This window comes from Robertmurraya sp., from assembly GCF_036676585.1.
Taxonomy (GTDB): Bacteria; Bacillota; Bacilli; order Bacillales; family Cytobacillaceae; genus Robertmurraya_A.
Genome location: NZ_JAKFCQ010000004.1, coordinates 61,658 through 75,067, shown reverse-complemented (window position 1 = coordinate 75,067; position 13,410 = coordinate 61,658). Strand labels below are relative to the sequence as shown.

At 39.1% G+C, this 13,410-nt stretch carries 15 protein-coding genes; 6 read left to right on the top strand and 9 right to left on the bottom strand.

Translation table 11 applies throughout. The features are described 5' to 3' along the window. From ACGLXV_RS00530 to ACGLXV_RS00520, 3 genes are all read right to left on the bottom strand, one after another. Positions 1 to 212: VOC family protein (locus ACGLXV_RS00530; protein WP_391557050.1), on the bottom strand; the 212-nt coding region annotated here is incomplete at its 3' end. 108 nt (positions 213 to 320) lie between these two features. After that, positions 321 to 1,079, bottom strand: coding sequence for a helix-turn-helix domain-containing protein (locus ACGLXV_RS00525; protein WP_391557049.1), 759 nt, complete (start codon positions 1,077 to 1,079; stop codon positions 321 to 323). 27 nt (positions 1,080 to 1,106) lie between these two features. Then, complete coding sequence (locus tag ACGLXV_RS00520; RefSeq protein ID WP_391557048.1) at positions 1,107 to 1,925, bottom strand: VOC family protein; 819 nt, start codon at positions 1,923 to 1,925, stop codon at positions 1,107 to 1,109. 224 nt (positions 1,926 to 2,149) lie between these two features. Between ACGLXV_RS00520 and ACGLXV_RS00515 the strand changes: the two genes are divergently transcribed. Further along, positions 2,150 to 2,350 (top strand): Spo0E family sporulation regulatory protein-aspartic acid phosphatase, encoded by a 201-nt coding sequence (locus ACGLXV_RS00515; protein ID WP_391557047.1) that lies wholly within the window; start codon positions 2,150 to 2,152, stop codon positions 2,348 to 2,350. Positions 2,351 to 2,414: 64 nt separating this feature from the next. Here the strand turns inward: ACGLXV_RS00515 and ACGLXV_RS00510 are convergent, their stop codons facing one another. The 3 genes from ACGLXV_RS00510 to ACGLXV_RS00500 form a co-directional block, all read right to left on the bottom strand. Beyond that, positions 2,415 to 2,864, bottom strand: coding sequence for a hypothetical protein (locus ACGLXV_RS00510; protein ID WP_391557046.1), 450 nt, complete (start codon positions 2,862 to 2,864; stop codon positions 2,415 to 2,417). A 49-nt stretch (positions 2,865 to 2,913) separates the two neighbouring features. Beyond that, on the bottom strand, positions 2,914 to 3,081 hold the full coding sequence (locus ACGLXV_RS00505) for a hypothetical protein (RefSeq protein WP_162927735.1): 168 nt from the start codon (positions 3,079 to 3,081) through the stop codon (positions 2,914 to 2,916). Between the two features lie 184 nt (positions 3,082 to 3,265). Continuing rightward, positions 3,266 to 3,913: a pentapeptide repeat-containing protein gene (locus ACGLXV_RS00500; RefSeq protein ID WP_391557045.1), complete on the bottom strand. Its 648-nt coding sequence runs from the start codon at positions 3,911 to 3,913 to the stop codon at positions 3,266 to 3,268. A gap of 736 nt (positions 3,914 to 4,649) precedes the next feature. Between ACGLXV_RS00500 and ACGLXV_RS00495 the strand changes: the two genes are divergently transcribed. Then, complete coding sequence (locus ACGLXV_RS00495; protein ID WP_483880578.1) at positions 4,650 to 7,226, top strand: rhamnogalacturonan lyase; 2,577 nt, start codon at positions 4,650 to 4,652, stop codon at positions 7,224 to 7,226. A 63-nt stretch (positions 7,227 to 7,289) separates the two neighbouring features. Here the strand turns inward: ACGLXV_RS00495 and ACGLXV_RS00490 are convergent, their stop codons facing one another. Then, positions 7,290 to 7,811 carry an acyl-CoA thioesterase gene (locus ACGLXV_RS00490; protein WP_119707968.1) on the bottom strand — a complete coding sequence of 174 codons (522 nt, stop codon included), beginning with the start codon at positions 7,809 to 7,811 and terminating at the stop codon, positions 7,290 to 7,292. A 166-nt stretch (positions 7,812 to 7,977) separates the two neighbouring features. On the opposite strand from ACGLXV_RS00490, the gene ACGLXV_RS00485 reads away from it, so the two are divergent. Beyond that, entirely contained in the window at positions 7,978 to 8,220 is a 243-nt protein-coding gene (locus tag ACGLXV_RS00485; protein ID WP_391557043.1) for a hypothetical protein, read from the top strand. A 105-nt stretch (positions 8,221 to 8,325) separates the two neighbouring features. Here ACGLXV_RS00485 and ACGLXV_RS00480 read toward each other — a convergent pair whose 3' ends face one another. Both ACGLXV_RS00480 and ACGLXV_RS00475 read right to left on the bottom strand, forming a co-directional pair. Next, positions 8,326 to 8,622 carry a DUF3817 domain-containing protein gene (locus tag ACGLXV_RS00480; protein ID WP_119707966.1) on the bottom strand — a complete coding sequence of 99 codons (297 nt, stop codon included), beginning with the start codon at positions 8,620 to 8,622 and terminating at the stop codon, positions 8,326 to 8,328. 186 nt (positions 8,623 to 8,808) lie between these two features. After that, the gene (locus ACGLXV_RS00475) at positions 8,809 to 9,249 is read right to left on the bottom strand and encodes a GNAT family N-acetyltransferase (RefSeq protein WP_391557042.1); all 441 of its coding nucleotides are present in this window, start codon (positions 9,247 to 9,249) and stop codon (positions 8,809 to 8,811) included. Between the two features lie 106 nt (positions 9,250 to 9,355). Between ACGLXV_RS00475 and pdxR the strand changes: the two genes are divergently transcribed. From pdxR to ACGLXV_RS00460, 3 genes are all read left to right on the top strand, one after another. Then, entirely contained in the window at positions 9,356 to 10,735 is a 1,380-nt protein-coding gene (gene pdxR / locus ACGLXV_RS00470) for a MocR-like pyridoxine biosynthesis transcription factor PdxR (protein ID WP_391557041.1), read from the top strand. A gap of 64 nt (positions 10,736 to 10,799) precedes the next feature. Further along, positions 10,800 to 11,999: an iron-containing alcohol dehydrogenase gene (locus ACGLXV_RS00465; RefSeq protein WP_391557040.1), complete on the top strand. Its 1,200-nt coding sequence runs from the start codon at positions 10,800 to 10,802 to the stop codon at positions 11,997 to 11,999. Between the two features lie 15 nt (positions 12,000 to 12,014). Beyond that, positions 12,015 to 13,385, top strand: coding sequence for an aldehyde dehydrogenase (locus ACGLXV_RS00460; RefSeq protein WP_391557039.1), 1,371 nt, complete (start codon positions 12,015 to 12,017; stop codon positions 13,383 to 13,385). Positions 13,386 to 13,410 lie beyond the last annotated feature (25 nt).

Genomic DNA, 13,410 nt, shown 5'->3' with positions numbered 1-13,410 from the left:
AAATTCAATTCAGGTGACATTTTCGCTACAAATTCCTTGTTATGTAAAATGATACTTGTCTCAGCGTCCTTTGGAGCAACCTCAATCCATCTAAATCCTTGACCGTTATCTTCTTCAGAAACGACCTGAAACCCTACTTTTTCTGTCCAAAAAGCTTTTGCCTCATCTTGGTTAGTAACATACAGCATGATTTGACCAACTTTGTTAATCATTCACTCTACCCCTTTTAGATGGATTTATAGACATTCACTTACCTGTATAAAGTATAACTCTTTCACTTAAAAATATTAATACCTTAGTTGAGAAAAAAATGTACCCTTCTATTTCACTAAAGGTAATAATAAATCAAAGGTGTCTGCATGTATGTTCGAATATCTCTCTAACTTGGTTCCGACTGGTTGGAAACCATAACGGATCACCATCTGGATGTAGGAAAAACAAAGGAATTCGTCGTCTGCTCGACAATTTCGCAAAACCGCAAATAAGGTGGGAGAAACTCGTTCCAATCGGTAACTGGCACTCTCTACAATAGTTGAGTCGACCTCAAAACCTACCTCACCAATAATAGTATCCCTGGTAATTTTCTCTGTTTTCACATATACCTGTTCTGAACAAGATATTCCTAGATCCTCTAATCTCCTTAATGCTTGGTGAAAATAGGTTTGAAATGGGTGAGGTCTTTTCTCCGCTTCAAATCGCTGCCATACAAAACATTTTTCCTTTTCCCATTTTGAGAGAAGGAGTGAGTGGGAGTTTTCAACCATGATCCCTCCCACATATTTTTTGGCAGCGAGCAATACGTCCAATTTTTTGTCTAACTCTTTTTTCCAACTGGCCAAAACCTCTGCCTTCTCCTGTTCGTCTGCTTCTAGATAACGTTTGATTTCTTCAATAGTAATATCAGCTTGCCTTAAAGAATCAACCATTTTCGCAAGATGAATCTGGTCTATTGTGTAAACACGATAGCCATTTTCTAAACGTGTGGATGGTTGAAGCAACTCTTTTTTATCATAGAATCTCAGTTTACTAGGAGGTAACCCTGTACTTTTTGAAAAATCCTTAATGGTGAGATGCTTCATATGTACCTCCACCCGAGTTTCTTCCCTTTACTTATAGGACCACACATTAATACGATTATTGTCCGGATCATAAAAATGAAAACCACCCCAACCATTTATTGGATCTCCCGCCATTTCAGAAGGTTCCAACCCATTTTTTATCAGCTTATGATATTCGTCGAAAACAAACTCAGGTCGGATGTCGTAATAGGTTCTAACTCGATTATCATTTGGCTTTGTAACAGTGTCTTCGCTTTTCAAAAGCCAAATATGATCCCAAAAACATTCGTTTAATACATTTCTATCATAAGCATCCTCTGTCTTGAGGTGAGCAAAGCCTTTCTCCTCATCTATTTCCTCTATCACAAATCCAAGATGCTCTTTATACCAGGAGGCTGAAAATTTGGGATCCTTCACATGAATAATGGAGTTCACTGTGCCAAAACCAAGAACTCCTGATGGAGGATACTCCATTTCGTCCTCTCCTTTGTTTTCCTCTACTAACGTTAACCTTGTGTTGTCAAATGCTACTAAATCACAGTATCTTTGTCCGTTCGGAAGCATCTTAATATCCGTTGCCTCTATCTTTCTATCTTGCAAATAAGAAAGTGTTTGATCCAGATTATACGTGGCAAATCCGAGCCTAACCTTTCCTTCTTTTTCTAGAGACTGTAAGTGAACATGCTCTCCTTCAAATGATTTTATCGTCACCATTCCAGCTCTAGGCAGCTTCATAAATCCTTTTTTTCCAACCCAACTAGTGATTTGATCCACACACTCCCAGCCAAATACCTTCTGATACCATTGAATGGCATCCTCAAATTGATCGGGGTGCACCATAATAAATCCTCCATCCCATCGATACATCTAACCACTCCCTTTGTTTGGTTTACATCTTTAGGATAAAGGTTCAACCTAGTTGAATGTCAATCATTCTTTTACTTTTTTTTCAATTTTTAGGATGCAAGATACTTCTTTACAAAAAATAAACATTTTATTAAAATTGCTATCAAATATTCCCTTTTCTTTTAAAAATATGTAATAATAGACTAATACGACCTAGAGAAATTAAAGCCATAGGAGTCATTGATATGCCGCCGATTATTTTTGAAAATGATGAAGTGTACTTATATATTAAAATTGAACTTATCCGTGGTGAATTGATCTACACTGGAATGCAAGAAGGGTTTGGCAGCCAAAATACAATCCGTATCAGTCAAAGATTAGACAGTTATCTCACCATCTATCAACGTTTATTTTCAAAAAACCGCCGTACCTTTCTCAATAAATAACTGAATAATTGAAACATTAGACCCAAAATGACTGACCAAAAACGGCCAGTCATTTTATTTGAAGTTAATTTTGTTTTCTACCAAAAGATTTAATAAAAATAACTCCAGTAACCATTAATCCTAGTGTATAAAAATTAATAAAAATGGTATTTGTATATTGATTTAACCAAGGATAACGATAGATTCTTGAGGTCTCATTTCCTGGAGCACCACCTAAATTGTTAATAAGGTTTATAGTAAAATGGTATTCTAAAAAACAAAACAATAGTAAAAGGGTGATTCCCCCAAAGCGTATCAGAACCCAAGTACTTGATTTCAATTGAATGCTACCTAAGATTCTCCAAAAACTTCTTGCAAAAAAGAAAAAGACAATAAGAGCTGGTAATAAAAATAAAAGTCCTACATTCCCGTTCCCTGAAGTGACACTAGGCATTATCGTAAATAAATCTACTAAGTATATAAAAATGATACATAAGAATAACCACAAAACTGTGCGATTTGACCAAGTTTTCATGCAAACCTCCTATTGGATGACAGCAATTCAATGTGCTTATCGTTCAGCCTCACCGTTTCTTTTCCTCTTTTGTTACCGATAAAATCTGTGCCTCTGCTCCGTATTCCATTCGAATAGTTTTTCTTGCGTCCACCGGTGATCTCGCGGTAACTGGCTTGATTTGCTTTTCTCCATTCATTTCAATTGTGACCAGAAAGCATTTTGAACCACATCTCATATAACCCTCTCCTAGTTTCATTAGGCTTTCATGAATTTCATATTCATTACTATAATAGCATTTCTCTGAATATCCAAATATTTTTCTATATAAAAAAACCTGTATCAAATATGACTTGATACAGGTACTTTAATGAAGATAGTGTCCATTTTACTTAATATGTTTATATGCCAAATACGAATAACTACTCTTTAATCTTCAATCCTAATAATCTTGAAAACCCAATTGCTTGATCTGAAGAAACCTCGCAACCCACCAAACTTTCGGTCGACACATTGATCTGTTCAAACGTACAAGTGCTAATATCAACCCCTTTAAGAATTGTATTGGTAAAGTCCACATCATTCAGATCACATCGGTTAAGACCTACTTTAGTAAACTTTGAGTTGAAAAAATTTGCACTTCTCAATGTTGACTGCTCGTAATTCACTTGTTTTAAACGGGTATCAGCAAAGTTACTAAAGTTCAAATCACAGTTTTCAAAAAGAACATTTCCTAAGATCGCATCAGACAAATCTAAACCCAAAAGTTTGCTCTCTTTAAACTCCACTCGATGTAGATTTCCTCCACAAAAACGAACATTTGATATATTACAATTCTCGAAAACCACATCGGTTGCATCTATGTTTATAAAGGAACAGCTTATAAACGTAACGTTTCTAAAGATAACTTTTGATAGAATCAGCCTTTCGATTTCCTCGTTCTCTACTTGGGAATTTATCACCGAACAGTTTACTAACTCCGCTTCTTCTTCATAAAAAACATCATGGAAATTACCATGCGGCAAATCTGTTGAGACTTTTGGACGATCAATTTTAATTGTTTTTGACATACTACACCTCAAAATCTTTCAATTACTTTTCATTTCTTAACCATACAAGAAAATCAAATCATATTTAAGTCTTTATTTTTTAATAGAATTGTGACCAATTTTGTTTTTACAGGCTCTTATTCCTATGATTGTCTAACAGAAAAACGTACATGTATCTATCCAAGGTAAGTAACATTCCTACTAATATGGAATTTACTGATTTGGGTGGAATGTTTTTAATAACTAAGCTTCTCTGTCCGAATCCACCCCTCATTCAGACTCCACCCCCTCCCTTACCCTCCTCTCTGTCCAAATCCACCGCTCATTCAGACTACACCCCTTCCCTTACCCTCTTCTCTGTCCAAATCCATCGCTCATTCAGACTTCACCCCTTCCCTTACCCTCCTCTCTGTCCAAATCCACCGCTCATTCAGACTCCACCCACTCCCTTGTCCTCCTCTCTGTCCGAATCCACCGCTCATTCAGACTCCACCCCTTCCCTTACCCTCCTCTCTGTCCAAATCCACCCCTCATTCAGACTCCACCCGCTTCCTTGCCCTCCGCTTTGGCCCATTTCACCACAAATACCAACAACACTGATTTTTATATGAAAACATCTGAATATTACATTTTTTATTCAGAATATTTCAAATATAATTGGTTACGTGTTTCTACTAACCTATTTCATGGAGGTGCATCGACTTTTTTTGTAAGCGTATTCAACGAGAGTACAACTACTAAAAAATCTAGGAGGTTAATAATTTTGAAAAAAACATCCCTACGTAGAAGAGTTCTAACCAGTGCATTAGCCGTACCACTTCTTTTATCAGGTGTTTCATCGGTAGCTGCGGATAAAACCCAGCAAAACAAGATTCCCTACAATGTTCAAGGCGTTCAATTAGAGTATCTTGACCGAGGACTTGTGGCAGCCACCACTTCAGAAGGCATTTTTGTAAGCTGGAGATTGTTGGGCAATGAAGTGACAGGTTATTCAGAAACGGGGTTAACAGGTGTCAACTTTCATGTGTATCGCGATGGCAAATTTATAGCCAGTGTCGAGGATAGCACAAACTTTTTAGATCCTAACGGCAGCAGTACTTCTAAGTATTACGTTCGTTCTGTGTTAAATGGAAAAGAACTGGATCAAAGTTCCTCTGTTTCACCTTGGACGCAATCCTACGTCGATTTGAAGCTCAACAAACCAGCTGACGGTGTCACACCAGTTGGTCAGAGCTATACGTATTCGGCTAATGATATGAGTGTCGGCGATGTGGATGGCGACGGCCAATATGAGTTTTTTGTAAAATGGGACCCTTCCAATTCGAAGGATGTCTCGCAGGTTGGATATACCGGAAACACGTATATTGATAGTTATCGAATGGATGGCACCCTCCTCTACCGAATTGATCTAGGTGTAAATATCCGGTCAGGTGCCCATTACACTCAATTTTTAGTGTATGACTTTGACGGTGATGGCAAATCAGAGATGATGTTCAAAACAGCTCCAGGTACAAAGATCATGAAGTATGATAAAAATGGTCAGGTGACTTCAGAGAAATACATTACGATGCCTCAAAAAGACATCGATGCAGGATACAGTAATCAAGATGACTACCGAATGAGCAGTGATGACTATTATAATCATGTAGTGAACATGTTTATGAATTGGCATGAACATGAAGAAGTCAAAAGTGGCAATTGGCCAAGTACACTTGAAGAAGCGTTTGGAGTAGAAAAACAATATAGCTATCCATTATCTAAGGAAGATGCACAAAGTTTAACTGACTTTTTTCTGGATGTTTATGCACCAAGCAGAAGCACTCGGAATAATTTAAGAGCCTTCGAAGGGTTTATCGTTAAAGGTCCAGAATATTTAACCGTGTTCAATGGGGAAACAGGTGAAGAAATGGATACCATCGATTACAAGCCAGAGAGACATGATGATGGTCTCATGTGGGGAGATTATGCGATGGCTAGAATTGAACCTGGTAACCGTGTGGATCGATTCCTATCTACCGTTGCTTATCTAGATGGGGAAAAACCTTTTGCCGTATTTGCACGTGGATATTATACAAGGTCCAATCTAGTTACATACAGCTGGGATGGCAAAAATTTAAAAGAACACTGGGCCGTGGACAGTGGCTGGACACCGATGTCTAACCCATTTAACGATAGTCCTCATGGCGTAGACGGTACGGACCCAGAGTATGGTACTCTCACCACTCAAGGAGCTCACTCCCTAAGTTCGGCTGATGTGGACGGTGATGGCAAGCAAGAAATCGTCTATGGAAGTGCCACGATTGATCATGATGGATCCTTATTATATAGTTCTATGGATGAAATGCCTGAAGGAAGTGCAATTCCCGGAGAGACCGCTAGACTTGGACATGGAGATGCCATGCATGTGACCGATATTGATCCGAACCGTCCGGGAATGGAGATTTATATGGTTCACGAAGGTGGAACTTGGGCACCTTACGGGTATTCACTACGAGATGCCAAAACAGGTGAATTAATATACGGTGGTTATACTGGCCGTGATACTGGCCGAGGAATGGTCGGAGATATTGATCCTGCCCAGCCTGGCTTAGAAACTTGGGCGAATACAGGTGTGGGCTTATGGACAGCAGCCGGTCAAAAGCTAGGTTCTAGTGCCCCTGGTACAAACATGAACATCAAGTGGTCTGCCGATATGACGACACAAATTGTGGATGGTGCGCTTGACGTTACACCTACGATTCAAGATTGGAAAAAAGGGACCGTTCTCACCGCTGAAGGAACCAGAACTAATAATGGAACAAAAGGAAACCCAAGCTTAGTAGCTGATATTTTTGGTGACTGGAGAGAAGAATTACTCGTACGCACTGCCGATAGCTCTGCTATCAGAATGTACATGAGTACAGAGGTAACCGACCATAAATTATACACGCTTATGCATGATACTCAATATCGAGCAGAGGTTGCTAGACAAAGTACGACGTATAATCAGCCTTCTTATACAAGCTTCTACTTCGGAAGTGATACTGACTGGTCCAAGGTTCCAGCCCCAGAATTTATCATGCCTGGAGTCCTAACAGCGTTAGAGACGGAGTTGACTGAGCTTCAAGCGAACCAGGAGTTAACTGCTCCGCTAAGCAACCAGCTAGAAAACTCTCTTAAACAGGCAAACCATCATTTAGAAAAAGGCTCAGAGAACAATGCAATCGAATTCCTGGAAAAATTCTTAAATGAGATCAACAAGAAGAATAATGAAACCTATCTTTCTTCTGCTGGGAAACTGAACCTGACCAATAAAGCTCAAATCGTCATCTCCATGTTAGAAAACAACCAATAAATCTTAAAAAGACTCTTAACCTTTTTTGGTTGAGAGTCCTTTTATAACTAGGCAAAATAATTATCAACCCCAAGGAACGTTCACATTGATTTTTTCCCCTAATGTTCTGCTATGTTCTCTTCTTTTCTTTCGATTTTCCGCCCTCATCGGTGCACTTTCATTCATCATGATTTCTTCTTCACTTACAGGTTTTACATAGGGTACCGTCAATGCTTTTCCTTCTTTAGAAAGGGCCACGAACGTTAGGAATGATGTTGCAGCTAATTGCCTTTCCCCTGTCATCAGATTCTCTGAGATCACTTTGACGAACACTTCCATAGAAGATTTCCCGACCCATGTGACATAAGATTCCAAGCAAACTGAATGATCCTTTTGGATGGGAAATAGGAAATCAACCGAATCGGTTGAAGCAGTCACGATCTCACATCGTGCATGCCTTGAGGCAGAAATGGATGCGACATCGTCGATCATGCTCATCAATTTCCCACCAAATAATGTCCCATGGTTATTGGTATCGAGTGGAAATACCCTGCTTGTCTTAATCACTCTGGACTGTGAACATGTTTTTGTTATTCTGTCTGTCATCACTTTTCCTCGCTTCTTCTTTTTTGATTATTATACTCTAATTTTTGGCACGTACTATCCTCTGTTTTTATTTAAAACCAATTTCATGAAATTTACACAACGTTCAAACTAACTTCATGTTCCTCTTTTATAATTAAATAAAATGAATCATCAAGGAGGAGTTCCAATGCGTACTATGAAGAATTCTGTGATAGGGAACGTGGAAGGGATTTTGCGAGATTACGAGGATGGGTACAAATGGGAAGCTTTAGTAAGTGAATTAACTTACAGCGATCTAAAGTATCTCGTATCTTTAGCGAAAGAGGCCGAGCAATGTCAAAAAATACTTTCTGAAATTGCAACGATTGTGAGATCATCAACTGAACAAGAACCCTTAGAAAAAATAATGATTAAGTTATCGCAATCGTAAAAAGAACTCCCATTTAAGCAATCAAATATAAAAAAGCTACCATGATTGGCAGCCACTCTTGTAGAAATGTTTATTGTAACCGCGCGCAAAGGAATCTAGTACAAATTAACTGTAACGTGACTTACGAAGTTTTGCATCAAGGACAAGATTACCGAAAGGAATAAACGCAACAGCAAATGCCGATGTAATCCATACAAAAGACCATCTAATTTTAATAGTGACATACGCAATCGTAAACACATACATGACAAATAACATACCGTGAATGGAACCAACAAATGTGACTACTTCAGGAAAACCCGCGAAGTATTTAAGGGGCATAGCAATGAATATCAAGATGAGCAGAGATAAACCTTCTAACAGACCCATGAACCGAAATTTTGCGATTGGTGACGTAAGCATCATTTTCCCTCCTGGCTTCTATTCCATACTCAAATATGTACTTTATAATTTAAAGATAACTTCCCCCTCCTCAAATTTTTACCATTAGTAGATATATAATAACATGTCTGCACTATTATCACTGTTAAAAATAAATAAAAAAAACCAAGCTCTGTTTCCAAGCTTTGGTTCACTTTTCACTTATTTCTAGAACATTTTCACATAACAATCATAATCATTTGATATTTGCATTCCCATCTTTTCGTATAAGGTCCTAGCCTGAACATTATCTGGTGCCGTCTCTAATTGAACAAAACGTGCATTTCTCTCTATACAAAACTGAAAAACTTCCTCTACTATTGCTCTTCCTATACCTTTCTTTCTATAGGTTCCATCCACATACAAATCGTTTAGGATGTACCCTTTTTTCATACCAACAGACGAAAAGGTTGGATACAGCTGCGCGAATCCAACTGCGGTTTCTCCTTCCATCGCTAGAAAAATGACCGACTCTTGATTTACTATTCTTTCTTGAATAAATTGTCTTGCGGCTTCATGATTGCTAGTTTGTTCGTAAAACATCCGGTAGGCATCGAATAATGGGGTTATTTGCTCTAGTGAAGTTATATCTGCCTTAATAATATCCATATTCCTCTTCCCTTCTTTTCACTAAATCTATTTATATCTTACAAGCAATCTGACATAATAAAAGGAACAGTTTTTATCAATTTCACATGTCAGTTAGGAGTTCTAGATGAAAGAGTTAGTCCTACAACTAAATGATAAAAGTCCTAAATATAAACAAATTTATGAACAAATTCGATCTCTTATAGAAGAAGGAGTCCTTCCAAAAGATACGAAGCTTCCGTCCATTCGACAGTTAGCTATGATTTTGCATGTGAGCCGAAACACGACTCTTATTGCGTACGAACAGTTAGTAGCAGAGGGTTATATAAAAAGTGAAGAAAAAAAAGGATACTTTGTCGAAGCGTTTGAGCCCATTGATTTACAGCCATCACTTCAAATAGAGAATAATCTCCGTAATAGTGAGACACCGATTAAAGTGAATTTCCGTGCCGGAACCGTAGATCAACAGGCTTTCCCCTTAAAAGCTTGGCGAAGATGTAGTAACGACGTGTTAAAGGAAGACATGGTCTATACATACGGAGAAGTTCAAGGTGATCCTCTACTTAGAAGTCAACTTTCCAGCTACTTACTTCAGTCAAGAGGAATCCAAGCCACACCGGAACAGATCATCATCGGCAGCAGCACGCAGCAGCTTTTGATGCATTTGTCACTTTTTCTCAAAAAAGATTATTCTAGCATTGCAGTAGAAAATCCTGGCTATGACGGAGCTCGGGTAGTTTTTCAACTTCATGGTTATCACCTTTATCCCATAGAAGTCGGTGCAAAAGGACTTTCACTTGAACAGCTTGAAAAAACGGACTCCAAGCTTGTATACATCACTCCGTCCCACCAGTTTCCAACCGGTGTCACCATGCCTGTTCCAGAACGTCAGCAATTACTGAAATGGGCAGAAACACAGAATGGTTTTATTATAGAAGATGATTATGATAGTGAATTTCGCTACAAGCAACAACCGATTCCAGCCTTATTATCCTTACAGCCAAGTGCGCGTGTGATTTACGTTGGTACTTTTTCCAAAGCATTTATTCCTTCGATTCGTTTAAGTTATATGGTATTGCCCTCTTTCCTAATCAAACCTTATGTAAAGCTATTCTCCGGACTCGAACAAGGTACCTCGAGCATTCATCAGCGAACGATGGCACGCTTCATGGAACATGGGTTTTGGGATTCACATATTCGGAAAATGCGAACCACCTACAAACGGAAGATGCACATGCTTGTCACCTGCTTGCAGGATACATTCGGAGATAAGATCGAAATCATTGGTTCCCAATCAGGATTATATGTACTAATTAGATTTCGAGGACCAACAAAGGAAGAACAATTGATTCAACAAGCTCTTACACACGGAGTGAAAGTGTATCCTACATCCAATTACTATGTAACAAATCAACAGGGAACCGTACTTAAGTTTGGTTTTAGTAATCTATCAATTGAACAAATCCATTTAGGTGTGCAATTGCTAAAACAGGCTTGGAGATTTTAGGTATTTCTCCAAATATTTCCTCATTTAATAATAGTAGACCTTTTATAGAAATGAGGAAATTGCGATGTACAACCTCTATTGTCGAATGTACCAGTTCGCCTATAAAACTGCTGCTCCCTTTTTTGATTGGAGACAGCCTGAGCTTTTAGAAGGAGAAAACAGTCTGATCAAGCTTCCCCCACTCCTGAAACTGAAAGGAATTGGGAGCGTTTTAATTGTGACAGATAAAGGGATTACATCCATTAGTTTGCTTGATCGTTTACTTGCTGGGTTAGAAGGGAAAGAAATTGACTATGTTATTTATGACGAAACCGTACCTAATCCTACGATAGATAATATTGAAGAAGCCTTACAGTTATATAAAGACCATCAATGTCATGGGATTATCGGCTTTGGGGGTGGCTCTCCGATTGACTGTGCAAAAGGAGTGGCGGCTCGAGTCGCACGACCAGGTAAAACGATACCTGAAATGAAGGGACAGCTGAAAGTAAGAAAGCCGACTCCTCCACTCATTGCGGTACCAACGACTTCTGGTACAGGGAGCGAAGCAACGGTAGCTGCGGTCATTTCAAACAGTCAAACACACGAAAAATATGCCATTAATGACCATGTGTTGATTCCGGATCTGGCCGTTCTGGATCCGATGCTTACCGTCAAGCTTCCCCCTCATATAACCTCGACGACAGGAATGGATGCACTCACTCATGCGATCGAAGCATACATTGGCAGAAGCAATACAGAGGAAACCATTCAATGCAGCAGAGAGGCAGTTCAATTAATTTTTGAAAATCTATATGAGGCGTATTCGAATGGATCGAATATTGTGGCTCGTAAAAACATGCAAAAGGCGTCGTATTTGGCTGGGATTGCGTTCACACGTGCGTATGTTGGCTATGTTCACGCCATCGCACATACATTAGGCGGATTCTACTCAGTACCCCATGGCCTAGCGAATGCCATAATCCTCCCTTATGTGCTAGAGTATTATGGAGAGAGCGTGCATCAACCGTTAGCAGAATTAGCTGATTTGATCGGCATTACCACAGCAAAAGAAACGGACTCTCTTAAAGCCCAAAAATTTATTGAAGCGATTAAAAAACTAAACCGGGACATGAATATCCCAAATACATTCGATTGTCTACTGAATCAAGACCTTCCGATCATGGTGGATCGTGCGTTTCGTGAAGCAAATCCGCTATATCCAGTTCCAAAAATATTAGACAAACACGATTTGTTTAGATTATATGAAATGATTAAGGAATAATTAGGAGTTGCACATATGGAGAACTACCACTCACTCATATTAAAACAAAAAGCGTTTTTTCGTTCTGGAAAAACAAAAGAATTGTCCTATCGAATTCAGGCATTAGAAGCACTTCGGGAGGCCATTCGTAAAAATGAACAGTCCCTTTTTCACACCTTAAAAGAGGATTTAAATAAATCCGAATTTGAAGCGTACGCAACCGAAATTGGGGTCGTCCTTGAAGAAATTCGTTTTACTCTTAAGAAAATAAGCGACTGGGTCAAGCCAGAAAAAGTAAAAACACCTGTTAGCCATATTGGATCGACCAGCTATATTTACTCAGAGCCATACGGTGTCGCTCTCATTATTGCGCCATGGAATTATCCGTTTCAACTGGCGATTGCTCCACTTATGGGAGCCATTGCTGCGGGGAACTGTGCGATTTTAAAACCTTCGGAGTTAACACCTAAAACCTCTGCATTGTTAAGAAAAATTATTACTGAACTTTTTCCAGAAGAATATATTGCCGTAGTGGAAGGCGGTGTCGAAGCAAGTCAAGCACTTCTTGCAGAGGATGTTGACTACATTTTCTTTACCGGAAGCGTTCCTGTTGGGAAAGTCATTATGGAGGCGGCAGCCAAAAATCTGACACCCGTTACACTCGAGTTAGGAGGAAAAAGCCCTTGTATCGTCCATCACGATGCGAATTTAAAGCTCGCTGCCAAACGAATTGCGTGGGGGAAATTTATTAATGCTGGTCAAACCTGTGTAGCACCTGATTACTTGTATGTTCATGAGAGCATAAGAGATGAGTTTTTACAGGAATTTCAGTTGGCAACTCATGAGCTGTATGGGGAAAAAGCACTTAAAAATCCTGATTACACGCGTATCGTGAGCAAACGACATTTTGATCGATTGCTCCCCTTTTTGAATAATGGAGATACGTTCATGGGTGGTGCTTCAAATGAGGAAACACTCACGATTGAACCGACTGTTTTGACAGGAATCACATGGGATGATTCCATTATGCAGGATGAAATATTTGGTCCGATCCTACCTGTCCTTCCGTATCGTGAGATTTCAGAGGTTATTGATGGTATACATAAACACCCGAATCCTTTAGCACTTTATCTTTTCTCTGAGAATGAGAGCGTACAACAAGAGGTATTACATCATATTTCTTTCGGAGGTGGCTGTATCAATGATACCGTCTATCATCTCGCCTCTCCTTATCTGCCTTTTGGTGGAGTAGGTTCAAGCGGAATAGGTGCGTACCATGGAAAAGGAAGCTTTGATACGTTTTCTCATCGTAAAAGTGTTTTAAAGCAAACAACGAAATTTGATCTACCCTTCCGCTATCCGAATGTGAAGGATGGTTTGAAAAAATTAAAGTGGTTTCTGAAATAAAAGGAAAAAAGCCTTTACGCTTTTT